This window comes from Stenotrophomonas sp. YJH_SMC_57 (assembly GCF_059369755.1).
Map to the genome: position 1 here is coordinate 386,798 of NZ_JCAFSZ010000001.1, position 25,311 is coordinate 412,108.

Below are 25,311 nucleotides of genomic sequence, written 5' to 3' on the forward strand. Positions count from 1 at the left end.
CCTGTCTGAGGGTCATGCAACAGCCGGCCAGCGGCCGGCTCCACCCATCGGCCGGGCCACGCCCGGTGCCCCTGCCTCAGCCCTTGTAGCCGTTGCTGATCGGGTAGCGACGCTCACGGCCGAAGGCGCGGCGCGAGACCTTCGGGCCCGGCGCGGCCTGGTGCCGCTTCCACTCGCTGATGCGCACCAGGCGCAGCACGCGGTCGACCACGGCCGCATCGTAGCCGGCGGCCACGATCTCCCCGCGCGACTGCTCCTGGTCGATGTAGCGGTACAGGATGCCGTCCAGCACGTCATAGGCCGGCAGCGAATCCTGGTCCAGCTGGTTCTCGCGCAGCTCGGCCGACGGCGGGCGGCTGATCACCGCCGGCGGGATCACCGGCGCGCCACCCACGGTATTGCGCCACTTGGACAGGCCGAACACTTCGGTCTTGTACAGGTCCTTCAGCGGCGCATAGCCCCCGCACATGTCGCCGTAGATGGTGGCGTAGCCCACCGCGTACTCGCTCTTGTTGCCGGTGGTCAGCAGCAGTCCGCCGAACTTGTTGGCCAGCGCCATCAGGATCACGCCGCGGCTGCGCGACTGCAGGTTCTCCTCGGTCACGTCCGGCGTGGTGCCCTTGAACATCGGCGCCAGCGATTCCATCAGGCCCTTGAACGCCGGCTCGATCGACACCGCTTCCAGCTTTACCCCCAGCGCCTGGCACTGCTCGGCGGCCAGGTCGTTGGACAGGCCAGCGGTATAGCGCGACGGCAGGCGCACGGCGGTCACGTTCTCCGCGCCCATCGCATCCACCGCCAACGCCAGCACCAGGGCCGAATCGATGCCGCCGGACAGGCCCAGCCACACCTTCTTGAAGCCGTTCTTGCGGCAGTAGTCCTGGATGCCGCGGGTCACTGCGCGCCAGGCCAGCGCGTCCATGCTTTCGTCGCCGTCGTCCATCCACACGTGCGGCAGGAACCGGCGGCTCTGGCCGTCGTAGTCCACCACCAGCCATTGGTCGACGAAGGCAGCGGCCGCCGGGTGCACGGTGCCGTCGCCATCGGCCACCACCGAGGCGCCATCGAACACCAGCGCATCCTGCCCCCCCACCACATTGAGGTAGGCGATCGCCGCCCCGCTCTCGCGGGTACGCGCGGCCAGTACGGCGTCGCGCTGGGCGTGCTTGCCCCGCTCGTACGGCGATGCGTTGGGTACCACCACCAGCTGCGCACCGGCGCGCACGGTGTCGGCCAGCGGTTCGGCGAACCACAGGTCCTCGCAGATCAGCAGCCCCACCGGAACCCCATTGACCTCGAACACGCAGCTGCCGCCGTCCGGGTCCACATCGAAGTAGCGACGCTCGTCGAATACCGCGTAGTTGGGCAGCTCGCGCTTGCGGTAGGTCTGCTCGACCAGGCCGTCGCGCAGCACGCTGGCGGCGTTGTAGACCACCGCGCCGGCGGCCTGCGGCCAACCGACCACTGCGGTCACGCCACGGCAGGCGGCGGCAATGCGGCCCATCGCCTGCTCGCACTCGTACAGGAAGCCCGGGCGCAGCAGCAGGTCCTCCGGCGGGTAACCGCTCACGGCCAGCTCGGGGAACATCACCAGCTCGGCGCCGTACTCGTCGCGCGCCTGGCCGATCATCTCGATGATGCGCTCGGTATTGCCGGCGACATCGCCGACCGGGAAGTCGAACTGCGCCATCGCGATGCGGATCGAAGCCATGGGAATCCAGCCTGTGGTTGCAATGCGCCCATTGTAGCGCCGCACCATGCGCGCGCCGGGCGCGCTCACTGCGTGGACAGCCCCGGCTCAGTAGATCCACGCCATGCGTGGATGGGCTTGCCGGGATGGCTGGGGCCAGACGCAGAAAGGCCGCCCGGAGGCGGCCTTTCTGTTTCAAGCAGCCGGCCAGCGGCCGGCTCTACAGAATCGTCTGCCGGAGGCAGTCGATCTTACTTCACCAGCTTGGCGATGGCAGCGCCCAGGTCGCCCGGCGAACGCACGGTGACGACGCCAGCGGCTTCCATGGCGGCGAACTTGCCTTCCGCCGTGCCCTTGCCACCCGAGGCGATCGCACCGGCGTGGCCCATGCGCTTGCCGGCCGGAGCCGACGCACCGGCGATGAAACCGACGACCGGCTTCTTCACGTGGTTCTTGATGTACTCGGCGCCGGCTTCTTCAGCGTCACCGCCGATTTCGCCAACCATGATGATGCCTTCGGTCTGCGGGTCTTCGTTGAACAGCTTCAGGCAGTCGACGAAGTTCAGGCCGTTGATCGGGTCACCACCGATGCCGATGCAGGTGGACTGGCCCAGGCCGACTTCGGTGGTCTGCTTGACCGCTTCATAGGTCAGGGTGCCCGAACGCGACACGATGCCGATCTTGCCCGGCTGGTGGATGTGGCCCGGCATGATGCCGATCTTGCACTCACCCGGGGTGATGACGCCCGGGCAGTTCGGCCCGATCAGCACGGTGTCCGGATGCGAACGGGTCAGCACGTTCTTGACGCGCAGCATGTCCAGCACCGGGATGCCTTCGGTGATGCAGACGATGACCTTGATGCCGGCAGCAGCGGCTTCCAGGATCGCGTCAGCGGCGTACGGCGGCGGCACGTAGATGACCGAAGCGTTGGCGCCGGTGCTCTGCACGGCGTCGGCAACGGTGTTGAAGACCGGCAGGTCGATATGGGTGGTGCCACCCTTGCCCGGGGTCACGCCGCCCACAACCTGGGTGCCGTACTCGATCATCTGAGTGGCGTGGAAGGTGCCCTGCTGGCCGGTGAAGCCCTGCACGATCACCTTGGTGTTCTTGTTGATCAAAACAGACATTGGAATTCCTTGGTGTCGGTATCAGGCGGCGTTCTTGACAGCTTCAACGATCTTCTTGGCGCCATCGTTGATGTTGTCAGCCGGGATGATGGCCATGCCGCTGTCGCGCAGCAGCTGCTTGCCTTCTTCCACGTTGGTGCCTTCCAGGCGCACCACGACCGGAACCTTGACGCCCACTTCCTTCACGGCGGCAATGATGCCTTCGGCAATCATGTCGCAGCGGACGATGCCGCCGAAGATGTTGACGAAGATGCCTTCGACCTTGTCCGAGGACAGGATCAGCTTGAAGGCTTCGATGACGCGCTGCTTGTTGGCACCGCCGCCCACGTCCAGGAAGTTCGCCGGCTCGCCGCCGTTGAGCTTGATGACGTCCATGGTGGCCATGGCCAGGCCGGCGCCGTTCACCATGCAGCCGATGTTGCCGTCCATGGTGACGTAGTTGATGTCCAGCTCCGAAGCGATCACTTCGGTCGGGTCTTCCTGGGTCTTGTCGCGCATGGCGACCAGCGCCTTCTGGCGGAACGCGGCGTTGTCGTCGCTGTCGAACTTGCCGTCCAGCGCGTACAGGTTGCCGTCGTCCAGGATGGCCAGCGGGTTGATTTCAACCAGCGCCAGGTCCTTTTCGTTGAACAGGCGGTACAGGTTCACCATGATGCTGGCGAACTGGCCGGCCTGCTTGGCGGTCAGGCCCAGCTTGAAGCCGAAATCGCGGCCGTGGTAACCCTGCACGCCTTCGACGAAGTCGACGTTCAGCGAGTGGATCAGCTCCGGAGTTTCAGCCGCGACCTGCTCGATCTCCACGCCGCCTTCCGAAGAGGCGATGTAGGTGATGGTCTTGGTGCCACGGTCGACCAGCACCGACAGGTACAGTTCCTTGACGATCTCGCCGGCGGTGGTCACCAGCACCAGGTTGACCGGCAGTTCGACGCCAGCAGTCTGGTAGGTGGCCATCTTGGTGCCGAGCATCTTGGCCGCAGCGGCCTTCACGTCGTCGGTGGTCTTGCAGAACTTGACGCCGCCAGCCTTGCCGCGGCCGCCAGCGTGGATCTGCGCCTTGACCATCCAGGGGCCCTGGCCCAGGGAGTTGGCAGCGGCAACCGCTTCGTCCGGGGTCGCAGCGACCTTGCCGGCCGGGACCGGGATGCCGTACTCGGCAAGCAGTTGTTTTGACTGGTATTCGTGGAAATTCATGCGTCACCGTGGGAATAGGAACGACCGCACGCAATTCCTCAGGGCCCCGGCGGGGCGCCGGCATGGACCGCGGCGGGCCCACTATTGTGGCCGAGCCAGCGCCGGGGCGCAAAGAAGTCTGTACAAAACGCCAGGCCCGGCCAGATTTCCACCGTCATTCAGGCAGTTGCGCCGGGCCCGACGCTGGCCACCGGTGTCCGCGGGGGGCCAAATGCGCGATCCGGGCCACGCCCACGGCACGCTTTGCAGGGCCCTATACTGGTCAGCCAGGGTGCGCAGCGTCGAGCCTGCTCGACCGCTTCCACCACGGGCCACATAGACGCGACGCGCCGGCCCGGCTTCAGGGGACGCCGGACCGGTGCATCGCAGATTCCAGACCCAGGCAGCCAGAAGGGGAGTTCCGGCGTGTCACCCAGTGCTTCATTGATCGACCGCATCGAATCGATCCCGCGGCGTGAGCTGTATTTCTTCGCGCTGTACCGGGTGCTGATCGCAACCGTCATCGCCGCCCTGCTCTACAGCCCGTTGTCCGGCCTGGTCGGCGAGGCCCATCACCCGCGGCTGGCCGATGTGGTTGCGGTCATCTATCTGGCGTTGTCGTTGCTGGCCCTGGTGATCGGCCGCAACGAACGCTGGCTGCGGCCGATCGTGGTCAGCGGCGTGCTGGTGGACATCGTTGCCGCCACCCTGCTGTCACATGCCCTGCCCGGTGCCAGCGCCGGCATCTCGATGTCGCTGCTGTTCAACATCGCCGCCGCCGCCACCCTGCTGCCACTCAGCCTGGGCCTGGGCCTGGCGCTGGCCGCCAGCCTGGCCACCGGCGTCGAATACACCTGGAAGCTGCTGGAAGGCGGCGACCCCACCCGCACCCTGGCCGAGCTGGCGATGTTCACCACCAGCTATCTGGCGCTGGCCTTCATCAGCTACCAGGTCGGCAACCGCGCCCGCCGCAACCAGCAGCTGGCCAACCAGCGCGGCGACGAAGTGGCCAACCTGTTCCAGATCAACGAACTGATCATCCGCCGCATGCGCACCGGCGTGCTGGTGGTGGACGCCGACAACCGCATCACCCTGGCCAACGAGGCCGCCTCGATGCTGCTGGGCGACAGTGACGGCAATGGCGAGAGCGGGCGCCTGGACCTGGCCAGCGCCGCGCCGGAACTGACCCGCCGCCTGCAGCGCTGGCGCAATGGCTGGGCCCAGGACGAACTGCCGCTGCAGCTCAACCCCGACCAGCCCGAAGTACAGCCGCGCTTCGCCCGCCTGCTGGCCGGCAGCGACCTGGCGCTGGTGTTCCTGGACGATTCCAGCGTGGTGTCCCGCCGTGCCGAATCGCTCACCCTGTCAGCGATGGGCCGCTTCTCGGCCAGCCTCGCCCACGAGATCCGCAACCCGCTGGCGGCCATCAACTATGCCGTGCAGCTGCTCGAGGAAGGCACCGGCTTCAACGAAAGCGACCGCCGCCTGCTGCAGATCATCCGCCAGCAATGCCAACGCACCAACGGCATCGTCGAAAGCGTGCTGGGGCTGGCCCGACGCGAACGCGCCACGCCCGAGAACGTGGACCTGGCTGCCTTCGTGCGCCGCTTCGTGCTGGAGTACAAGCAGGGGCAGACGCTGGAAACGGACAGCATCGAACCGATCATCAACGACAGCACGGTGATGGCCCAGGTCGATACCCGCCACCTGTACCAGGTGCTGACCGTACTGGTGCACAACGCGCTCAAGTACGGGCGCATCGGCCAGCAGCCGGCGCGGGTGCGCCTGCGCGTGGCCCAGCACGAGCGCAGCGCGGTGATCGACGTGATGGACCGCGGCCCGGGCATTCCCGAGAGCGTGGCCGCGCAGTTGTTCCGCCCGTTCTTCACCACGTCCGAGCACGGCACCGGCCTGGGCCTGTATATCGCCCGCGAGCTGTGCCGGGCCAACCAGGCGCGGCTCGACTACATTCCGGTGCCGGCCGGTGGCTCCTGCTTCCGCCTGGTGCTGCCCGGTCCGCACACGCTGTTGCCCACCTGATTCCGATTCCGTGCGTCAAACATTTGTCGCATCCAGCCCCCTCGTTTATCTTTCACGCCCATGAACGAAACCCGCAGCGCCCTCGTCGTCGACGACGAACGCGACATCCGCGAACTGCTGGTGCTGACCCTCGGCCGCATGGGGCTGCGCATCAGTACCGCCGCCAACCTGGCCGAAGCACGTGAACTGCTGGCCAGCAATCCGTATGACCTGTGCATCACCGACATGCGCTTGCCGGATGGCAACGGCATCGAACTGGTCAGCGAGATCGCCCAGCACTATCCGCGCACGCCGGTGGCGATGATCACCGCCTTCGGCAGCATGGACCTGGCGGTGGAAGCGCTGAAGGCCGGCGCCTTCGACTTCGTCAGCAAGCCGGTGGACATCTCGGTGCTGCGCGGCCTGGTCAAGCACGCACTGGAACTCAACAGCACCGAACGCCCCGCGCCCGGCCCCAGTGCCGAACAGGGTGCGCGCCTGCTTGGCGATTCGCCGGCCATGGACGTGCTGCGCACCACCATCGGCAAGGTCGCGCGCAGCCAGGCGCCGGTCTACATCCTGGGCGAGTCCGGGGTGGGCAAGGAGCTGGTCGCGCGCACCATCCACGCACAGGGTGCGCGTGCGGCCGGCCCGTTCGTGCCGGTCAACTGCGGCGCCATTCCCGGCGAGCTGATGGAGAGTGAATTCTTCGGCCATCGCAAGGGCAGTTTCAGCGGCGCGCATGCCGACAAGCCGGGCCTGTTCCAGGCTGCCCATGGCGGCACCCTGTTCCTGGACGAAGTGGCCGAACTGCCGCTGCAGATGCAGGTGAAGCTGCTGCGCGCGATCCAGGAAAAATCGGTGCGCGCGGTTGGTGCACCCAACGAGGAACCGGTGGACGTGCGGATTCTCTCGGCCACCCACCGCGACCTGGCGGAACTGGTCGAGGACGGGCGCTTCCGCCACGACCTGTACTACCGCATCAACGTGATCGAACTGAAGGTGCCGCCGCTGCGTGAGCGCCGCCAGGACCTGCCGGAACTGGCTGCCGCGGTGCTGGCGCGGCTGGCCCGCAGCCATGGCCGCGCCACCCCGCTGCTGGCGCCGTCGGCACTGGAGGCGCTGGCCCAGTACGCCTTCCCCGGCAATGTGCGCGAACTGGAGAACATCCTGGAACGTGCGCTGGCATTGGCCGAGGAAGACTGCATCAGTGCCGATGACCTGCGCCTGCCGCAGCACGCGCCGCGCGCGCCGGGCAGTGCCGCCCCCGCTGAGGCGGTGGCCGACCTGCAGCCGGGCAGCGCCGCCCTGCCCTCCTACATCGAGCAGCTCGAGCGCAGCGCCATCCAGCGCGCGCTGGAAGAGAACCGCTGGAACAAGACCCGCACCGCCGCGCAGCTGGGCATCACCTTCCGCGCGCTGCGCTACAAGCTGAAGAAGCTGGGAATGGAGTAGAGCCGGGACCACGCAATCCCGATCACGAACGCAGACCCAAGCGGTAGTGCCGGCCGCTGGCCGGCAACCTCATGCATCGCGGCATCCACGCATGGCGTGGATCTACCTCAATCCTTGGTGACGCGATTGATCTCGGCGAGGCTGGTGATGCCCGCAGCGGCCTTCTTCAGCGCCGACTGCCGCAGATCATTCACGCCGATCTGCTGCGCCGCTTCGGCAATCTGCAGCGCGTTTCCGCCGGCCAGCACGATCGTGGCGATCTCATCGGTCATCGGCATCACCTGGTAGATACCAGTGCGGCCCTTGTAGCCTTCGGTGCATTCATCGCAGCCGACCGCCTCGTACAACTGGATGCCCGCATCCAGCTGCGCCTGGGTGAAGCCCTCGGCCAGCAGCGCATGTTCGGGCAGCGTGGCCAGGCGCTTGCAGTTGCCACACAGGCGGCGCGCCAGGCGCTGGGCGATCACCAGCGTCACCGAACTGGTGATGTTGTACGGCGCGATGCCCATGTTCATCAGGCGCGCGATGGTCTGCGGCGCATCGTTGGTATGCAGCGTGGACAGCACCATGTGGCCGGTCTGCGCCGCCTTGATCGCGATCTCCGCCGTTTCCAGGTCGCGGATTTCGCCGACCATGATGATGTCCGGGTCCTGGCGCAGGAACGAGCGCAGCGCCGCCGCGAAGGTCATGCCGCGCTTGTTGTTCTGCTGCACCTGGTTGACGCCGGGCAGGCGGATTTCCACCGGGTCTTCGGCGGTGGAGATGTTGCGCGTCTCGTCGTTGAGGATGCCCAGCGCCGTATACAGCGACACGGTCTTGCCCGAACCGGTCGGGCCGGTCACCAGCACCATGCCGTAGGGCTTGTGGATGGCATCCTGGAACAGCTTCTGCTGGTCCGGCTCGTAGCCCAGCTTGTCGATGCCCAGCTTGGCCGCGCTGCCATCCAGGATACGCAGCACCACCTTCTCGCCGAACAGGGTCGGCAGCGTGCTCACGCGGAAGTCGATCTGCTTGGTCTTGGACAGGTTGAGCTTGATGCGGCCGTCCTGCGGCACGCGCTTCTCGGCGATGTCCAGCTGCGCCATCACCTTCAGGCGCGCGGCGATGCGCTGATTGAGCTTCACCGGCGCGCGCGCCACCATCTTCAGCAACCCGTCGATGCGCAGGCGCACCCGGTAGTCGTCTTCATAGGGCTCGAAGTGGATGTCCGAGGCGCCCTTGCGGATGGCATCCACCAGCACCTTGTTGACGAACTTCACCACCGGGGTGTCGTCGCCCTTGGCATCGATGCCGGAATCACCGCCGGTTCCCAGGTCCTCGTCACCCGCCGCTACATCCAGGTTTCCCATGCCCTCGTCGTCGCCACCCAGCGCGTCACCGAGCGCTTCGTGGCTGGCATGCCATTGCTCCAGCGTGCGACGGATCTGGTCTTCATCCACCAGAATCGGTTCCACCACCAGATTGGTGTGGAACTTGATCTCATCCAGCGAGTGGGTCGGGTTGCTGGTACCGACGAACAGCTTGCCGCCGCGTTTGAACAGCGGCAGCACGTTGTGCTTGCGCAGCAGTTCCTCGCTGACCAGGCTCATCGCGTTCTGGCTGGCGTCGAAGGTGGAGACATCGAACAGCGGCATGCCGAACTCGACCGCATTGGCGGCGGCCAGCTGCGCTGCGCCGACCACCCTGTTCTGGGCGAACCAGGTTGGCAGGGGCTGGCGTGCGGCGGCAGCCTTGGCCATGGCATCGCGCGCGCCCGCTTCATCCAGGGCGCCGTCCTGAACCAGGCGGCGGGCCAGGCCGGTGATGCCGACGAGGTTGGCGGTGGTTACAGCATTCATATGAATCCTTGGCTCATGGGTCTGGCGGTACCACGCACCTTCCAGAGGCGCAGCACCGGGCAGCAGAACCTGCCACGGCCCCGTGACCGTCGGCATTGCCCATCCATAAGCAACACTGCCATGCCTGAACCTTCCGGCCCGGCAGGCATGATCCTGACTCCCCCGGGCATGATAGCCCCGTCAACGACCCGCCAACATCCCATTGGCGGGCCGGATTTCACTCAACAGCCTGCCGGACGATACCGCGCTTCGAAGGCACTGCCATCGCAGCTCCAGATGCCATCCGCCGCACGGCGGAGGATCAGATCCTTGCCCTGCACCGCGCTACCACCTTGCAGCGTGCAGGTGATGCTGCCGATACCCGCACTGTCCAGCTTCGCTTCAATCGTCGGGCAACGCTGTGTCGGCACCAGGCCGATATAGGCTGCCGTTACAACGCTGGCATCCCTGCTGTCTTGGGCCACGTGTTCCATGGTGGTTTTCCCGGGACGCACATCTGCCAACGCTGCGCCAACCTGTGCCTTGGCCATGTAGTCCTGATAGAGAGGAAGAGCGATTGCGGCAAGAATCGCAATGATCGCGACGACGATCATCAATTCAATGAGGGTGAATCCCTCTTGATCTGGATGTTTCATGACGAGTCTGTCCCCAAAACAGATTGTCAAAGCTTCAACTTCAGGCACGAAAGCCGCACGCTGCAGCCCCCATAAACAAGAGCCCCGCATCGCGGGGCCCCTGTACGTGTGACTGATGGCGAGCCGATTACGGCGCCTTAGCCTCATTGCAGCCACCCGGAATGTACTTGGCATCCAGAGTGTTGGCAGTGCAGGACCAAGTGCCATCCGCAGCACGAGCCAGGACCAGCGAGCCCTTGGCAACCTTTGCATTACCAGCAAGCGCGCAGGTGATCGAAGCCGTGCCAGCGCCAGAATCACCATCAACGGTAATGGTGCAACGATCCGAGTTCTTCAGGCCAAGCTGAGCTGCAGTCTTGTCGAAAGCCTTGCCTTCATTCAGCAGAACTTCGGCCTGGGTCTTGCCCGGGGTGATTTCAGCGAGGCCGGCAGTGGCCTGCGACTTGGCCACGTAGTCCTGGTACATCGGCAGAGCGATGGCGGCCAGGATGGCGATGATCGCGACGACGATCATCAGTTCGATAAGGGTGAAGCCCTTCTGGTTCTTCATTGTGGTACATCCCCAAGATAGTGGTGGTTGATATCAGCGGACAGGTTCGGTCCGGCCAGCGGCCAGTTGAGCGGGTCCTGCCCCCTGCGGGTGGATCAACGCAGGTTGCGTGCCAACCCCGGCACGCCTCCCCCTGGATTTCCCCGCGCCCATGATGGCAGCAATTCCGCGGATGGGAACCCCCCATATCCGAATCTGCGATGGACGCGGCAATGTGACGCAGTGCGTCACCTTTGGCCGGCCCCCGGCACGAAATCGCACGCAGGGCCGCCTTCCAACTGCCCAGACGGCCATGAACCGGCTACCATCGACGGCTAGACGCCCGCTGGGGATGGCGGGTCTTGGGGAGCCTATATGTCTGTCAGTGGCAGTGCGATCAAAAAGGAGCCCGTGGCGCGCAGCACCACGGAGCTGCAGCCGTTTGTCTGGGAGGGGACCGACAAACGCGGAGTCAAGATGAAGGGTGAGCAGATGGCAAAGAACGCCAATCTGCTCAGGGCCGAACTACGCCGACAGGGCATCAACCCGGGCCAGGTCAAGGTCAAGCCCAAACCGCTTTTCGGTGCGGCAGGCAGCAAGATATCGCCGAAGGACATTGCCTTCTTCAGCCGCCAGATGGCGACCATGATGAAATCTGGCGTGCCGATCGTAACGGCGCTGGACATCATCGGCAGCGGGCACAAGAACCCGCGCATGAAGAAGATGGTGGACTCGCTCCGCACCGATATCGAGGGCGGTTCTTCGCTCTACGAGGCGGTCAGCAAGCACCCGGTGCAGTTCGATGAGCTGTACCGGAATCTGGTCAAGGCTGGTGAAGGCGCCGGTGTACTGGAGACGGTGCTGGATACCGTCGCTACCTACAAAGAGAACATCGAAGCCCTGAAGGGGAAGATCCGCAAGGCGATGTTCTACCCGGCCATGGTGCTGGCAGTCGCACTGATCGTCAGCGGCATCCTGCTCGTATGGGTTGTGCCGCAGTTCGAAGACGTGTTCAAGGGCTTCGGCGCGGACCTGCCGGCCTTCACGCAGATGATCGTCAACCTGTCCCGGTTCATGGTGTCGTGGTGGTGGCTGATACTCATCGTCATCATCGGCTCCATCTTCGGCTTCATCGCCGCCTACAAGCGCTCGCCCAAACTGCAGCACAACATGGACCGACTGGTCCTGAAGGTACCGGTGATCGGGCAGCTGATGCACAACAGTGCCATCGCGCGCTTTGCCCGCACCACCGCCGTCACCTTCAAGGCAGGCGTCCCGCTGGTGGAGGCGCTGGGCATCGTGGCCGGCGCCACCGGCAATACGGTGTACGAGGAGGCCGTCCTTCGCATGCGAGACGATGTCTCGGTGGGCTACCCCGTGAATGTGGCGATGAAGCAGCGCAACCTGTTCCCGCACATGGTCATCCAGATGACCGGTATCGGCGAAGAGGCCGGCGCCCTGGATGCGATGCTGTTCAAGGTGGCCGAGTACTATGAGCAGGAGGTCAACAATGCCGTTGACGCCCTGAGCAGCCTGCTGGAACCGATCATCATGGTGATCATTGGTACCATCGTCGGCGGCATGGTCATCGGCATGTACCTGCCGATCTTCAAGCTCGCTTCCGTCGTCGGATAACACATACATGGCTTTTCTCGACCAGCATCCCGGCCTCGGCTACCCCGCCGCGGCCGCCCTGGGACTGCTGCTGGGCAGTTTCCTGAACGTCGTCATCCTGCGCCTGCCCAAGCGGCTGGAGTGGCAGTGGAAGCGCGATGCGCGCGAGGTCCTGGAGGAACCGGACTACTACGAGCCGCCCCCACCGGGCATCGTGGTCGAGCCTTCGCACTGCCCGCACTGCAAGCACAAGCTGAGCTGGTACGAGAACATCCCCCTGTTCAGCTGGATCATCCAGGGCGGCAAGTGCCGCCACTGCAAGGCGCCGATCTCGTTGCAGTACCCGCTGGTGGAGGCCATGACCTCGCTGCTGGTGCTGGCCTGTGTCTGGCAGTTCGGCTTCGGCTGGCAGGGCTTCGGTGCCATCGTACTGACCTGCTTCCTGATCGCCCTGTCCGGCATCGACCTGCGCACCCAGTTGTTGCCGGACCAGTTGACCCTGCCCCTGATGTGGCTGGGATTGATAGGCAGCATCGACAACCTGTACATGCCGGCCAAGCCCGCCCTGATCGGCGCAGCGTTGGGCTACCTGTCGCTTTGGGCAGTCTGGTGGCTGTTCAAGCAGCTGACCGGCAAGGAAGGCATGGGCCACGGCGATTTCAAGCTGCTGGCGGCACTCGGTGCCTGGTGCGGGCTGAAGGGCATCCTCCCGATCATCCTGCTGTCCTCGGTGCTGGGCGCCATCATCGGCTCGATCTGGCTGTACAGCCGGGGCCGTGATCGCGCCACCCCCATCCCGTTCGGGCCCTACTTGGCCATCGCCGGCTGGCTGTACTTCATGTGGGGCGGGCCGTTGGTGGAGCAGTATCTGGTCCTGAGCGGCCTGCGCTGAGGGGATTCCCCATGAGCCGGTATGTGGTTGGCCTGACCGGCGGCATCGCCGCCGGCAAGAGCGAGGTGACCCGGCGCTTCGAGGCGCTGGGCATCGTGGTGGCCGACGCCGACCTGGCCGCGCGCGCGGTAGTGGCCGCTGGCAGCCCGGCGCTGGGCCGTATCGCCGAACGCTTCGGCGCTGACATGCTGCTGGCCGACGGCAGCCTGGACCGGGCGCGCCTGCGCGCCCACGTCTTCGCCGACCCGGCCGAACGGGCGGCGCTGGAAGCCATCACCCACCCGGCCATCCGCCTGCTGATGCAACAGCAGTGCGAGCAGGCCGCCAGCCCCTATGCGATTGCCGCCATTCCACTGCTGACCGAGGTGGGCGGGCGCCAGGCCTACCCATGGCTGGACCGGGTACTGCTGGTGGATGCCCCCGAGGCCGTGCAGCATGCGCGGTTGATGCAACGCGATGGCATCGACGCCGCACTGGCCGACCGGATGATTGCTGCGCAGGCCAGCCGTGCGCAGCGGTTGGCGCTGGCCGATGACGTGGTGGTCAATGATGGGCGGCCGGAGGATCTACAGGCGCAGGTGGAACAGCTGCATGCGCGGTACCTGGGCTTGGCCGCGGGCTGAGACCTGGCTGCCGGCCAGCGGCCGGCACTACCGAAGCACGTCCACGCACCGCGCGGATCTATTCCAATTGCAGGCGCGCGTGGCGGACCAGCTCTCGGGCACCCAACAGCAAGCCATCCACCACATCCGGGCTGAGCTGCTGGTGGGCACCGCCCTGCTCGCGTGCGGCTGCAGCGGCGTGCAGCACCTGGACCAGCACATCCAAGCCCGCCAACGTACGGCCAAGCCCAGCCCTGGTTGCGGCCTGCGCGGGACTGAGACCCTGCGCATCACACCGCCGACCATCCGGGCCGTCATGGCCATCCATGCGGGCCAACAGCGTCGGCAACAGGTCTTCAGGGTCATCGAGCAGGACTTCGAGCCGCTCGGCCGCATTGGCAGGCAGCCGGTTGACGGCATCGCCAATCAGGGCGGAAAGATGGGGAAATTCGGGGCGTGCGGACATGGAGAGTTCCTCGCAGACGGCAAGCCACCTGCAGAAGCAAGGTGGCGGACGGTGCGGGTTGGCGTACCGGACAACTCCCGACAGGTAGAAACTCCGGCGGATTTCAAGAATCCCCTCGCACCGTCCGCCGCAGGCGAAGCACGGTGCATTGTCTTCGATGCAAAACAGAACATCGGAGACTTCCTGTCGAACAGTTGATTTCAGGACGCCAATCCCGGCCAAGGCACCCGCCCCGGCCCAGCCATCACGCCACCTCACGAAGCGCATTTCTGTAGGGAAAATCGCCACTGCAAGGATTCGTGCAACGACACACGCCAGAGGCGCGCAACGCATCACACAGGTGTCGCGATGCACCTCGGCACTGAGCCGCACCAGTAGCGCCAAGCACGCCGGTTACGACACTCCGCGCGCTCCTTAGGCGGCCGCCTCCTCCGCACGCTGCCACCTGCGCGCCAATGCCTCGGCCACCGTCACGCCGGGCGGATTGAGATAGCAGGTGCGCCAGCGCAGGTAGCCCCACTGCCAGTGGTACTCGCGCCCGGTCAGCTGCAACGCTTCATCGAAGTCGTCAGGGCGCTGCCGCCAGTCGGTCAGCGCTTCCAGCTCCTGCACCGACATTCCCAACGGCACCCGTGGCTGGAACATCCGCCTGGAGCGTTGGATGCGCTCACGCTCCTGCCGATGGGACCGCTCAATCGCATCCAGCTCGCGCATCCGCTGCTGATACGCCTCACGCTCGCGCCGCTGCACGTGAACCCACTCGTCATCGTCCAGCCCGAACGGCTTGAACCATGCCCGCGAGTCGTGCACGTATCCATCCAGAAACGCTGCCACGGGCACCGGCGGGGCCTGCCGCGAGTCCCAGATCGCTTGGATCTGGCCATCCAGCCACTGCTGTTCCTTCTTGCCCCGCAACCTCGCCTGCACGAAATCCTGCACGGGAATGCCCTGGAACCGAGGCGGCGTGGCCATGCCGTGGTGGGCCGCGAAAGGTTCCTCGGTGCGCAGGCGGGCGGTGGCGTTGTTGTAGCGCATCGCCCGCGCCTCCTGCACCAGCTCGGCATTGCCGCCGCCCAGGTCCGCGCGGTCCTGCGCAGGCGCCTGCAGGTAGCCCGGCAGGCGATCGAAATCATCCAGATGCTGCCGACGCCACAGCAGGTACTGGCGATAATGGGCATACATCAGCACCGCGGTGCGGTTGGCCCTGGAGGCGGGGGTGCTGGCCGGCAGGAACGGCGCCATCGCCTGCAGGTACGCGTTGTAGTGCTGGCGCAGTTTCGGGGAGACCTCGAACTGAGCGGCGGTTTCCTTATCCGCTTCGTCCATCGGCAGCAACGGCACCCCTGCTGCCAGCGCATGCCGGTACATGTCGCATAGCGGAATCTGCGAAAGCTTGTCGGCATCCTTCGGCGAACGCCCCTGCTCACCGGGCGTGTAGCCGCCGCCCACATCCGAATGTACCCCGGGGTAAATGATCTGCTCGCAGTTCGCGCCGTCCACCAGGTCCACCGGGAACGAACCGCGTACTTCATGCGCGGCCACCATGTGCACGCAGCGGCGCACATCGGCGGGAATGCGCAGGTCTTCGGCTGTTGCCCAGCCGCCATGGCCATCGAATACCGATTCAAAGAAGCTCTGCGCAGCGCCTACCGAAGCGACCGTATCGAACAAGCCGACGAAATCGATCTGCACCGGAATTCCACACAAGCGCAGGGGCCCGGGGCCTGGGTCGCACGCATCGCCGAGCCAGTTGCAGAACACGCGCGCCTCGGTAGCGCCGCGTGAGAAGCCGAACACCGATACACGGATGCGATCCACCCGGGGATTCTGCGCTTGGAACGGCGCTACCTTCTTCGCCAGAAAGGCACGGCGCTCCTGCAACACCGCGCGACGCGAGGTGTGATCGGCACGCGCCAGATGGGTACCACGCACCCGTTGCAGCGCACCGACCATGTTCCAGAAGCCGCCGCTAAGTGAGTTGCGAAGATCGATTTCCTCCTGCCCCTGGTTGACGGCAAGGTAGTTGGACAACGACATCCGCGCCGCCTGCGCCAGGCGCTCAACGTCCTGCAGGTGCAAGCGGAGATCGGAACTCATCTTGCGCACGATGGGGACGGTGGAATCGAAGCCCATCGCAGCGGTGACGGTTGTCTCTGCGAAATGGGTCAAGAGGTGATCCTGGACCTTCATCAGCATCCAATTCACCCGCCCCTCGCCGCCCCAGCCCGCCGCCGCGCCGGCACGGGCATGCCAGCCGGTGCCGGTGTCGCCAATTTCTCTCAGCGCCTCGGTGCCGACGCCTTGGATGTAGCTCGCAAAATTGGTTGGCCGACGACCAATTCCTTTGGCTCGCCCTAGATCATAGACGTCGAAGAGTCGAGACACATTGCTCTCACTCATGTCCTTACGCTTCTTCGATGCCAGCCTGTGATTACGAGTCCCATCGAAGAAGCAGCCCATTGACACGTCTACTCCGCAATCCGTTTCAGTCCCCATACGGGAAGAGGAGTATCTCCCTAGTTCAGTCAAACTGAGTTGCGCCGAAGGATCTGACACCGGAGGCGCCACATTTACTCTCATTCTGTCACCCCGCCCCTTGCCGTCACCTCAAGAAATCCATTGATCTTTTCTGGATCACGCTCGCTGTCGGCAAAATCAAGATCGTAAGCAAATTTAGGGAATCCCGGAAAATATGGCGTAGCTATGACCCTCACCTCATCACCAGGGAAATACATAAAGAAGATGAAACCATCCAAGAAGGGCTTGTAGCGCGGCACAAAAATCTCCTTCTCAATATAGCTATGCGGATCCTTAAGGAACATGCTACTCGTACGGTAAGCAACCGTTACTTTCAGGCCCGGATGCCAAAGCCGAGGAAGCGTCACGCAGCAGGTTCGGCCATTGCTACTGGCTCGGGCACGCATCGCACCACCCCACGCATCATTGATGAAGACTTTTCCTAATCCCTCATCAGAGTAGTTCGCAATTCCAATCATCAGATGCATTTCTGACGGCGCGTCGGTGATATCGTGGCCAGACGCAGCGTCAATGATGCGTGGCTTCGGAGGACTGGGCGGTGGTGGACCCATCCTGAAATCCATGAACTTCAGCACCAGACCCGCCAAGGCAAACAGCGCAAGCCCGATCAGTGCAATCCTGACAAACACCTTTTTCACCACGGCCATTCGCTCGACGCCCTTCATTCAAACGCACCCTCGTCTACGACGCAGGTTGGGGTAGATGATCTGCTCGCAGTTCGCGCCGTCCACCAGATCCACCGGGAACGAGCCGCGTACTTCATGCGCGGCCACCATGTGCACACAGCGGCGCACATCGGCGGGAATGCGGAGGTCTTCGGCTGTTGCCCAGCCACCGTGGCCGTCGAACACCGATTCAAAGAAGCTCTGCGCGGCGCCTACCGAAGCGACCGTATCGAACAAGCCCACGAAATCGATCTGCACGGGAATGCCACACAGCCGCAACGGCCCGGGGCCGGGATCACAGGCATCGCCGAGCCAGCTGCAGAACACGCGCGCCTCAGTGGCGCCGCGCGAGAAACCGAAAACCGATATGCGGATGCGGTCCACCTTGGGATTCTGCTTCTGGAACGGCGCAACCTTCTTCGCCAGAAAAGCGCGTCGCTCCTGCAAGACTCCCCGGCGCGCCAGGTGATCAGCGCGCGCCAGATGGGTACCACGCACCCGTTGCAGCGCACCGACCATGTTCCAGAAGCCGCCGCTCAGTGAGTTGCGAAGATCGATCTCCTCCTGTCCTTGGTTGACCGCAAGGTAGTTGGACAGCGACATCCGCGCCGCCTGTGCCAGGCGCTCTACGTCCTGTAAGTGCAGGCGGAGATCGGCGCTCATCTTGCGCGCGATGGGGACGGTGGAATCGAAGCCCATCGCTTTGGTGACAGTGGTACCTGCGAAGTGATCGAGGAGATGATCCTGAACCTGCATCAGCATCCAATTCACCCGACCCTCGCCGCCCCAGCCGGCTGCCGCGCCAGCACGAGCATGCCAACCGGTGCCAGTGTCGCCAATTTCTTTAAGCGCCTCAGTGCCTACACCCTGGATATAGCTGGAAAATCGAACGGCACGCCGACCCAGACTATCACTTTGATCGCGATCAAAAATTTCAAAAAGGCGCGAGATGTTTGATTCAGTTTTATTGCCCAGGCGATGAGAATTCAGCCTGTGATTTCGCGTTCCATCGAAGAAGCAACCAATGAAGAGCTCCGCACCACAATCGGAAGATGATTCGACATTCGCACCTGCGTTGCGAGCTAGTGCACGATGACTCAAGCCGGTACTACTGTCAGAAGCCGGAGGTGATACAGCCGCTCTCATTGCACTACCTCCTCAGCAGCGGTCTCCATAAGAAACCGTGCAATCTTTGCTTCGTCACGTTCACGCCCTGCAAACTGAATGTCGTATGCGAACCCAGGATAACCGGGCGTGTAAGGTGTAGCCACCACCCTCACCTGATCACCTGGAAAGTAGAAAAAATAGATGAATCCATCTAGAAACGGCTTGTATGGCGCGACAAGGATGTCCCTCTCAACATAGCTCTTGGGATCCTTGATAAACATGCTACTGGTGCGATAGATCACCGTCACCTTCAACCCCGGATGCCAGAGACGAGGCAACGTTACGCAGCAAGTTGCAGCGTTCCCACTGGCTCGTGGCTGCATCCCGCCTGCCCAAGCGTCATTAATAAAGACCGTCCCCAACCCGTCATCCGAGTAGTTGGCTACGCCAATTTTCAGATTCATCTCCGGTGGCGCATCGGTAATATCATGACCAGTATCAGGCTCAATAATGCGTGGCTTCGGCGGAGCAGGCGGTAGCGGGCCCATTCTGAAGTCCATGAACTTCAGCACCAGACCTGCCACAGCAAGCAGCGCCAGTCCAATCAGAATCACCCTCGTCAGAAACTTCTTCATGGCGTCTCATCTTCGCCATGGCGCCCATTCCTCACGGCAACCGCCTTGATCGTCATCCGATGCGCCAGCGCGGGATGGTCGATGCCTCGGCGTGCCAGACGTCCCAGCACGTGTTCCGCGCAGCGATGCACCTGCGAGGGCAGCATGCCGTCCGGGCGCAGCACGGGCCGCTGCAGAATGAAGCGCGTGATGGCATCGGCATGGCTTCCGCTCCGTAGTGTGGCCTCCTGAGCCGCGGTGAACGTGAGCGGCCTGGCGTCGGCATCGAGCGGCACTCCCCCCTTGCCGGTTACGCACATCCAATCTCCGATGCGGGTGGGCAGGTGCCAGTCGTGTAGACCGCCCAGTACGCGCGTCCGCTGTGCATCGTCCAGCGCATCCAGCAGACGGGCGGCGGCACGCCCATCGGCCCAGCGCAGCAACCACGGCTGGCCGGTGCTGGAACAGCCCTCCCAGATCCGCCGTAGATGCTCGGCCAATGCATGCGGGTCGGCGGTGCTGCGCAGCACCGACAGCATCGGTGCGCCGTTGCTCAGGTCCAGCAGCGCCTGCCAGCAGCGTTCGCGTGCTCTGGCGTCGTCCGGCAGGACAACCAGGCATGGCGACAACCGGTCTAACCCTTTGCCGATATAGCGATGCGTAAACAGCGGCACCACGTCAGCGGCCAGCGCGCGCAGCTGCGTCCAGGCGTCCGGCGCGAATGCCATGTCCAGCAGCGCACAGGCGGGCCGCGCGTCCACACGCTGGTCGCCGGGGGTCTGCCACGGCAACCGGGAATGCCGCCACGGATCGATCCACGGGGCGTCAGCCATTCTTCGTAGACCATGGCAGGCCGGCCTGCATCGCCTTCAGCAGGCACTCCACGCAGACCGTCTGTGCGAACTGCGGCAGCGGAAACAGCTCCTGCACCGGACCGGTGAAGTGCCGGTTGCCGGCTTTGATGGTCAATGTGCCTGGACAGCTCACCCGCAGGTGCCCGTCCGCCAGGGTGATCGAAGCGCCGCCGGCAGTTGCGATGTGCAGCGTGTTGCCTGCCGCCAGTTGCACCTCCCCCTGCTGGCTGGCTGCCAGCAGCCCGGCGCGCGCCTGCAGGTGGACGGCGTCTGCCTGCGCCTGCATATCAAGCACCTGTTGGCCAGCCACCACGCTCAACCCGGCACTTCCCGGATTGCGTGTGGCACCCGCCAACACACCTATGGCCTGGCGGCACTGCCAACGCCCATGGCCGACAACGGTCACCGACGAACTGCCGCCACTGGCCAGCAACGTACTGTGCCCCACGCCCAGCTGGATCGCCTTCCCGGCCACCTGGCAGATGCCTGCCGGTGCGGACAGGCCAAGCACCGCAGACCCGGTTGCAGGGATGTCTTCGTCAGCGCCCTGCAGCCGCTGCGATGCCGCCACGCTGTCGGCCAGGGTCTGCAGCACGCTGGCACCGTTACCCTCGATGGCAGGGCCGCGCAGCCGCACTGTGCGCTGCTGCCGTGCCGCTTCATCAAAGGAGTGCGCCAGCACGAGCGTCTGCCGCAACAGCGCGACCGGCGCAGCGCGCAGACCGGCCGGGGTGGCCGCGGAGCGCTGCATGCTGTCCAGCCACAGGCCTGCCGTGGCACGCACGGCGCCCCACGCGTCGCTGCGCAGTTCGAATCCACTTCCGCGCAGGCTGCCGCGGAAATTGTGCTGCAGGTGACGCAGATGACCCATGCTGATCGCGCTGTGGCATTGCGTTGTGCCAAGCCGTACCTGCAGCTGGTCATCGCTGTCGTCGAACTCGAGACTGTTGCCGCCATGGCCGTCCCAGCTCTGCGAGCTGATGCCCCATACGGCGCCGGCATTACGCTGGGCCGATTCACCCGCGCCTGCAGCATGCCAGCGCGGGGCGTTGCCACCGGCCAGGTTGTTCTGGGCACTGCTGCCAGCATCGCTGGACAGCCCCAGCGCTTCAGCGCGTGACTCGCCCTGGCCGTTGTAGAGCGCACCCATCACGATGGGGCGGCAGAGGTCGCCGTTGATGAAGTCCACCACCACCTCCTGGCCCACGCGGGGCAGGAACTGACTGCCCCCGCCGGGGCCGGCAAAGGTCTGGGCGACGCGCAGCCAACCGCTGTCAGCCCTGCTGTCGGTGGCAAAGCCGAACCGCACACGGATGCGCCCGTTGCTGTCCATGTGCAGCGGTGCACCGTCATCGCCGCCGAGCACAGTGGCCAGTTGTGGGCCGGGGGCCGCCGACCGCCCTGGCCTGCCATCCGGAGATCGTCGCCATCGACGGTCGAACGGCATGGCCTCGAAGCGATTGGCATAGCCCAGCCTCTGCGCGCGGTCGGCAGGCACGGTGTCGGGCAGTGCGTGCAGCGGCAGGTGATCCTGCAGTTCGAGAACCTCAGGCAGCGTGTTGACCGCTGCGTGCTGCACCGCTGTAAGCAGCAACGCGGGCGCTACTCGCTGGCCGGGCTCTGGCAACACCTCGAATGCGTAGCCGGGCTGGAAGTCCGGCTCGGTGCCTTCGCCGGTCCAGCGCCGCTGCTCACACAACGCTGCCTCGGTGTCGCGCATCACCTCGGCCAAGGCCTCGCGCGAGGTCTCCCACGCCGCGTGGCGTGCCGGCGAACAGTCCTCCAATGGGCCACTGGCCACAGTGCGCACAGGCAGGCTGGCCGAAACCACATGCAACGGATCGTCCAGATCCGCCACCCGGGTCATGTGGGTCGGCACGACGCGACAGGTCTCATGCAACAGCGCGATGCCCGCGTCATCGGGCACGCGCTGGGTCTGGTGCAGGCGTCGGGGCCGTGACAGCAGCGAGCATCGGGTACTGTCGCCGAAGATCATCAGCGTATGCCCGCCCGGTACATCGGGCAGCGTGCGGATGCACCAGCCCAGGCCTTCATCGGCCATCAACTGCTGCAGGAACGCCATGTCCGATTGGCGGTACTGCACACGATAGCCACGGCACCGGCGGTCGATGGCAGCAGTACTTCCAACGTGCCAGGACCAATGCGCCAGCGGCGCATGCACCGAGAGCACCGTGCTGATGATGCTGGCCACGTCCTGATCCTGGAACACGCGACTGTGGCGGCTGTCATGCAGCCAGGCGGTCCAGTCGGCCAGGTGCACGCGGTACCGGACGAGACGGCCTGCGCAGGCCAGGCGCTCGACACTGCGGATCAGCCCGACCCGGACAACGTCTGCACCGTCCGGCAGTCGTGTGGTGATGCTTGCCGGCCGGGCCACCCAATCGTCCAGGCTGTGCTCGCACGCCTCGCCCAGCAGATCGATCTGGCAGCGCAGGCCTTCGGACAACGATTCGCTGCCGTGCCAGCGCTCCACGATCAACCGCAATGCGGTGGGACCGCAGAATCGATGGACGCGCGACGACGCCTCGTGGGCAGCAACGAACGACGATCGGTGATCCATGGCAGTTCCTTGACAAACACAGCGCGCGAAGAAACGCGCTTTCCATGCTTCAAGCCTTGGCGGATCAATGCCGAGGACGCAATCCGAAAAGTGTCTGAAAAGCGTCGAAGATCAATTTCTGCCCGGTATTACAGCCTTCGCCCGATGCATCGCGGGGGCGTGCAGCCGTTGCCGAGCCACCAGTAAGGCGGAATACGACAACGGCTGTGGGGCGGTGGCTCGCGCGCGGCTGCTATTGCAGCGTCGCTGAACCCCGATTCCTTTCGGCCTGCAACTGCCGCTGTGCGTGGCAGGTCAGCTCCCGCGCAGCCAGCAGAAGGCCATTCATCGCATCCGGGGGCACGACCTGCGACGGGCCTCCCCGGGTGCGCGCGACATGCACGGCATACATCATCCGGGTCAAGCTCGTGATTCCTGCGACGGTGTGCCGGATGCCCGCCGGCGTGCCAGCCTCCGGGGCACTCAGCCCGGTGCGCTGCGTGGAACCGTCGATGTCCATCTGTCCCTTCAGCATCGGCATCAGGCCATCGGGTCCGGACAGTACGTCCTCGACGCGCTGGGCGATTTCGACGGACAGCTGCCTGATCGATTCGCCGACCAGTTGGTACAGGTTCGGGTAATGGGTGCGGTATGACATGGCGCAGCTCCTGGCGGTCGGCGGGTGATCCCGGCAGAAGCATCTGACTCTATGCTCGTCAGTCCGTCAGGAGGCAAATGCGCCAACAGCGCAATCGGATCGCCGAACCATGAGCCCTGACACGCACCAGCAGCGCAACGCCCGCGGGGATCGCGAACCGGACGGCCCCGGACGGGCGTAGTCGTGCTGCGTACGACAGTGGATTCACGCCCTGCGTGGAGCTCACGTGCCGACCAAGGTCGGCACCTACCAAAGCAGCGGCCCTTACAACGGCTTCGGCGAGAACGTCAGGGTGGCGATTACGCCGCGCTCGCCGCCCGGGCGCACGCTTACCTGCCAGCCGTACAGATCGCACAGGCGGCTGACGATCGACAGGCCGATGCCGCCGCCCTGCGAATGGCCGGCATGAGTACCGCGATAGCCACGCTGGAACAGCTTGGCCGCGTCTTCTTCGCTCAGGCCCGGGCCGCTGTCGGTCACCGAGACCGCGTTGGCGCTCACGTGCACGCGCACTTCGCCATCCTGCGAGTACTTCACGGCATTGCCGATCAGATTGCCCAGGGCCACCGACAGGGCCGCTTCCGGCGCGTCGATCACCAGATCGCGTTCGCCTTCCAGCGCCAGTTCCAGCGGCTTGCCACCCAGCTGTGCACGGTGCGCATCCAGCAACTGCTCGGCCACCCGCGCGACGTTGCTGGTGCCCTGCCCGCGCTCGTTGCGCGACAGCAGCAGCAGCGCGCCGATCAGGTCGCTGCACTGCTGTTCGGCGCGCTGGATGCGCTGCAGACGCTGCAGCACCTTCTCATCCAGACCGGGGCGGGTCAGCAGCAGCTCGGTGGCGCCGCGGATCACCGCCAGCGGCGTGCGCAGTTCATGGCTGACGTCGGCATTGAACTCGCGATCGCGCTGCACCACCTCGGTCAACCGCGACGAGTAATCATCCAGCGCCTGTGCCAACTGCCCCACCTCATCGTCGGGGAAGCGCGGCGCCAGCGGTTCGGGATCACTGGTGCCGCCACGGTACGCGCGCAGCCGCGCCGCCAGGTCCGAGACCGGTTTCATCACCTTCGACGCCGACCACCAGCCCAGCACCAGCGACAGCACGCTGAACACCAGCACCGACAGCACCAGCGCGCGGTTGAGCTGTTTGCCACCGCGCACGCTGTCGGTCATGTCGTAAGCCAGGAACGCCCAGGCGTCGGGCGTCTTGCGCACGGCCAGCTTGTAGGCGTAAGGCTGACCGCGTTCGTCAGTACCGGAAATGTTGTGGTTGCCATCGGGCAACGCTGCCCAATCCGGCTCTTCCTCGCGCAATGCCTCGAACTTGTCGGGCTTGACGAGGCGCGCGCGCATCTGCTGCACGGGCAGGTCGGGGTTGCGATCCGGGCTTTCGTAGAACCGACGCACATACTCGTTGATATTGCGGTTCATGACGTCTTCCACCAACTGGTTTTCCACCCGCATGCGGGCCCAGTTGGTGGCGAACGCGAACAGTGTTGTCAGGCAGAAGCCCAACAACACGAACGAGACGATGATGCGGCTGCGCAGGCGCCGCCGGTAAGGCGTGCGCCGACGCTCCCCTTTCGCTGCCACCGAATCAGGCTTCCGGGGTGGCGATGCGGTATCCGATGCCATGGCGGGTCTGGATCAGCGGCACTTCAAACGGCTTGTCGACCACCGCACGCAGGCCATGGATGTGCACGCGCAGCGAATCGGAGTCGGGCAGTTCCTCGCCCCACACGCGGGTTTCCAGCTCCTGGCGGGTCACCACGGCCGGGGCCGCTTCCATCAGCGCCTGCAGGATCTTCAGTGCGGTCGGGTTGAGCTGCAGCAACTTGCCCTGGCGACGCACTTCCAGCGTATCCAGGTTGTACTCCAGGTCGCCGGTTTCCAGCACGCGGGTCTGCACGCCCTTGCCCCGGCGCGACAGGGCATTCAGACGCACTTCCACTTCCTGCAGCGCGAACGGCTTGATCAGGTAGTCGTCGGCGCCGGAATCGAAGCCGGCCAGCTTGTTGTCCAGCGAATCGCGCGCGGTCAGCATCAGCACCGGGGTCTGCTTGCGCGCTTCATTGCGCAGCTTGCGGCAGACTTCGATACCGTCCATGCCGGGCAGGTTGAGATCCAGCACGATCGCGTCGAACTCGTGCACCACGGCCAGATGCAGGCCGGTGACCCCGTCAGCCGCGAAGTCCACCGTGTGCCCGCGGTCCTCCAGGTAGTCACCCAGATTGGCCGCAATGTCGCTGTTGTCTTCGATTACCAGAATTCTCACTGT

General features: G+C 64.9%; 21 protein-coding genes. 5 read left to right on the forward strand and 16 right to left on the reverse strand.

Annotated features, from left to right (window positions below):
* Positions 1 to 76: 76 nt before the first annotated feature.
* From AC5P7U_RS01665 to sucC, 3 genes are all read right to left on the reverse strand, one after another.
* Positions 77 to 1,711 carry an NAD+ synthase gene (locus tag AC5P7U_RS01665; protein ID WP_495220734.1) on the reverse strand — a complete coding sequence of 545 codons (1,635 nt, stop codon included), beginning with the start codon at positions 1,709 to 1,711 and terminating at the stop codon, positions 77 to 79.
* A gap of 230 nt (positions 1,712 to 1,941) precedes the next feature.
* On the reverse strand, positions 1,942 to 2,817 hold the full coding sequence (sucD, locus tag AC5P7U_RS01670) for a succinate--CoA ligase subunit alpha (RefSeq protein WP_005410793.1): 876 nt from the start codon (positions 2,815 to 2,817) through the stop codon (positions 1,942 to 1,944).
* A 21-nt stretch (positions 2,818 to 2,838) separates the two neighbouring features.
* Positions 2,839 to 4,008: an ADP-forming succinate--CoA ligase subunit beta gene (gene sucC, locus AC5P7U_RS01675; protein ID WP_004154430.1), complete on the reverse strand. Its 1,170-nt coding sequence runs from the start codon at positions 4,006 to 4,008 to the stop codon at positions 2,839 to 2,841.
* A gap of 405 nt (positions 4,009 to 4,413) precedes the next feature.
* Here sucC and AC5P7U_RS01680 point away from each other — a divergent pair, with 405 nt between their 5' ends.
* Positions 4,414 to 6,027 carry a sensor histidine kinase gene (locus AC5P7U_RS01680; RefSeq protein ID WP_049457164.1) on the forward strand — a complete coding sequence of 538 codons (1,614 nt, stop codon included), beginning with the start codon at positions 4,414 to 4,416 and terminating at the stop codon, positions 6,025 to 6,027.
* A 60-nt stretch (positions 6,028 to 6,087) separates the two neighbouring features.
* Positions 6,088 to 7,461, forward strand: coding sequence for a sigma-54-dependent transcriptional regulator (locus AC5P7U_RS01685; RefSeq protein ID WP_197563581.1), 1,374 nt, complete (start codon positions 6,088 to 6,090; stop codon positions 7,459 to 7,461).
* A gap of 107 nt (positions 7,462 to 7,568) precedes the next feature.
* Here the strand turns inward: AC5P7U_RS01685 and pilB are convergent, their stop codons facing one another.
* The 3 genes from pilB to AC5P7U_RS01700 all read right to left on the reverse strand — a co-directional run bounded on the left by pilB (position 7,569) and on the right by AC5P7U_RS01700 (position 10,484).
* Positions 7,569 to 9,299 carry a type IV-A pilus assembly ATPase PilB gene (gene pilB / locus AC5P7U_RS01690; RefSeq protein ID WP_053510577.1) on the reverse strand — a complete coding sequence of 577 codons (1,731 nt, stop codon included), beginning with the start codon at positions 9,297 to 9,299 and terminating at the stop codon, positions 7,569 to 7,571.
* Positions 9,300 to 9,520: 221 nt separating this feature from the next.
* A complete protein-coding gene (locus AC5P7U_RS01695; RefSeq protein ID WP_308307704.1) occupies positions 9,521 to 9,934 on the reverse strand; it encodes a pilin in 414 nt (137 codons plus the stop codon).
* A 127-nt stretch (positions 9,935 to 10,061) separates the two neighbouring features.
* Positions 10,062 to 10,484, reverse strand: a complete 423-nt coding sequence (locus tag AC5P7U_RS01700; RefSeq protein WP_049457168.1) for a pilin — start codon at positions 10,482 to 10,484, stop codon at positions 10,062 to 10,064.
* Between the two features lie 354 nt (positions 10,485 to 10,838).
* Here AC5P7U_RS01700 and AC5P7U_RS01705 point away from each other — a divergent pair, with 354 nt between their 5' ends.
* Genes AC5P7U_RS01705 through coaE form a run of 3 tightly spaced genes read left to right on the forward strand, consistent with a single transcriptional unit; the run spans position 10,839 to position 13,592 of the window.
* A complete protein-coding gene (locus AC5P7U_RS01705; RefSeq protein ID WP_495220735.1) occupies positions 10,839 to 12,098 on the forward strand; it encodes a type II secretion system F family protein in 1,260 nt (419 codons plus the stop codon).
* Between the two features lie 7 nt (positions 12,099 to 12,105).
* Positions 12,106 to 12,969, forward strand: coding sequence for a prepilin peptidase (locus AC5P7U_RS01710; protein WP_008268831.1), 864 nt, complete (start codon positions 12,106 to 12,108; stop codon positions 12,967 to 12,969).
* 11 nt (positions 12,970 to 12,980) lie between these two features.
* Positions 12,981 to 13,592: a dephospho-CoA kinase gene (coaE, locus tag AC5P7U_RS01715; RefSeq protein WP_495220736.1), complete on the forward strand. Its 612-nt coding sequence runs from the start codon at positions 12,981 to 12,983 to the stop codon at positions 13,590 to 13,592.
* A gap of 58 nt (positions 13,593 to 13,650) precedes the next feature.
* Here coaE and AC5P7U_RS01720 read toward each other — a convergent pair whose 3' ends face one another.
* The 10 genes from AC5P7U_RS01720 to AC5P7U_RS01765 form a co-directional block, all read right to left on the reverse strand.
* On the reverse strand, positions 13,651 to 14,037 hold the full coding sequence (locus AC5P7U_RS01720) for a hypothetical protein (protein ID WP_481458112.1): 387 nt from the start codon (positions 14,035 to 14,037) through the stop codon (positions 13,651 to 13,653).
* Between the two features lie 414 nt (positions 14,038 to 14,451).
* The gene (locus AC5P7U_RS01725; RefSeq protein WP_414555138.1) at positions 14,452 to 16,497 is read right to left on the reverse strand and encodes a T6SS phospholipase effector Tle1-like catalytic domain-containing protein; all 2,046 of its coding nucleotides are present in this window, start codon (positions 16,495 to 16,497) and stop codon (positions 14,452 to 14,454) included.
* 116 nt (positions 16,498 to 16,613) lie between these two features.
* Positions 16,614 to 17,240 carry a DUF3304 domain-containing protein gene (locus AC5P7U_RS01730; RefSeq protein ID WP_197563573.1) on the reverse strand — a complete coding sequence of 209 codons (627 nt, stop codon included), beginning with the start codon at positions 17,238 to 17,240 and terminating at the stop codon, positions 16,614 to 16,616.
* On the reverse strand, positions 17,241 to 18,341 hold the full coding sequence (locus AC5P7U_RS01735; RefSeq protein ID WP_197563571.1) for a phospholipase effector Tle1 domain-containing protein: 1,101 nt from the start codon (positions 18,339 to 18,341) through the stop codon (positions 17,241 to 17,243).
* A 41-nt stretch (positions 18,342 to 18,382) separates the two neighbouring features.
* The gene (locus tag AC5P7U_RS01740; protein ID WP_414555136.1) at positions 18,383 to 18,982 is read right to left on the reverse strand and encodes a DUF3304 domain-containing protein; all 600 of its coding nucleotides are present in this window, start codon (positions 18,980 to 18,982) and stop codon (positions 18,383 to 18,385) included.
* Positions 18,979 to 19,794, reverse strand: a complete 816-nt coding sequence (locus AC5P7U_RS01745) for a DUF4123 domain-containing protein (RefSeq protein ID WP_495220737.1) — start codon at positions 19,792 to 19,794, stop codon at positions 18,979 to 18,981. The genes AC5P7U_RS01740 and AC5P7U_RS01745 overlap by 4 nt, the downstream gene beginning before the upstream one ends.
* Positions 19,787 to 22,396 carry a type VI secretion system Vgr family protein gene (locus AC5P7U_RS01750; protein WP_495220738.1) on the reverse strand — a complete coding sequence of 870 codons (2,610 nt, stop codon included), beginning with the start codon at positions 22,394 to 22,396 and terminating at the stop codon, positions 19,787 to 19,789. The genes AC5P7U_RS01745 and AC5P7U_RS01750 overlap by 8 nt, the downstream gene beginning before the upstream one ends.
* A 232-nt stretch (positions 22,397 to 22,628) precedes the next feature.
* Positions 22,629 to 23,033 (reverse strand): hypothetical protein, encoded by a 405-nt coding sequence (locus tag AC5P7U_RS01755; protein ID WP_481458109.1) that lies wholly within the window; start codon positions 23,031 to 23,033, stop codon positions 22,629 to 22,631.
* A gap of 264 nt (positions 23,034 to 23,297) precedes the next feature.
* On the reverse strand, positions 23,298 to 24,668 hold the full coding sequence (locus AC5P7U_RS01760) for a sensor histidine kinase (protein WP_049457171.1): 1,371 nt from the start codon (positions 24,666 to 24,668) through the stop codon (positions 23,298 to 23,300).
* Positions 24,631 to 25,308: a response regulator transcription factor gene (locus tag AC5P7U_RS01765; protein ID WP_005410804.1), complete on the reverse strand. Its 678-nt coding sequence runs from the start codon at positions 25,306 to 25,308 to the stop codon at positions 24,631 to 24,633. The genes AC5P7U_RS01760 and AC5P7U_RS01765 overlap by 38 nt, the downstream gene beginning before the upstream one ends.
* Positions 25,309 to 25,311: the final 3 nt, after the last annotated feature.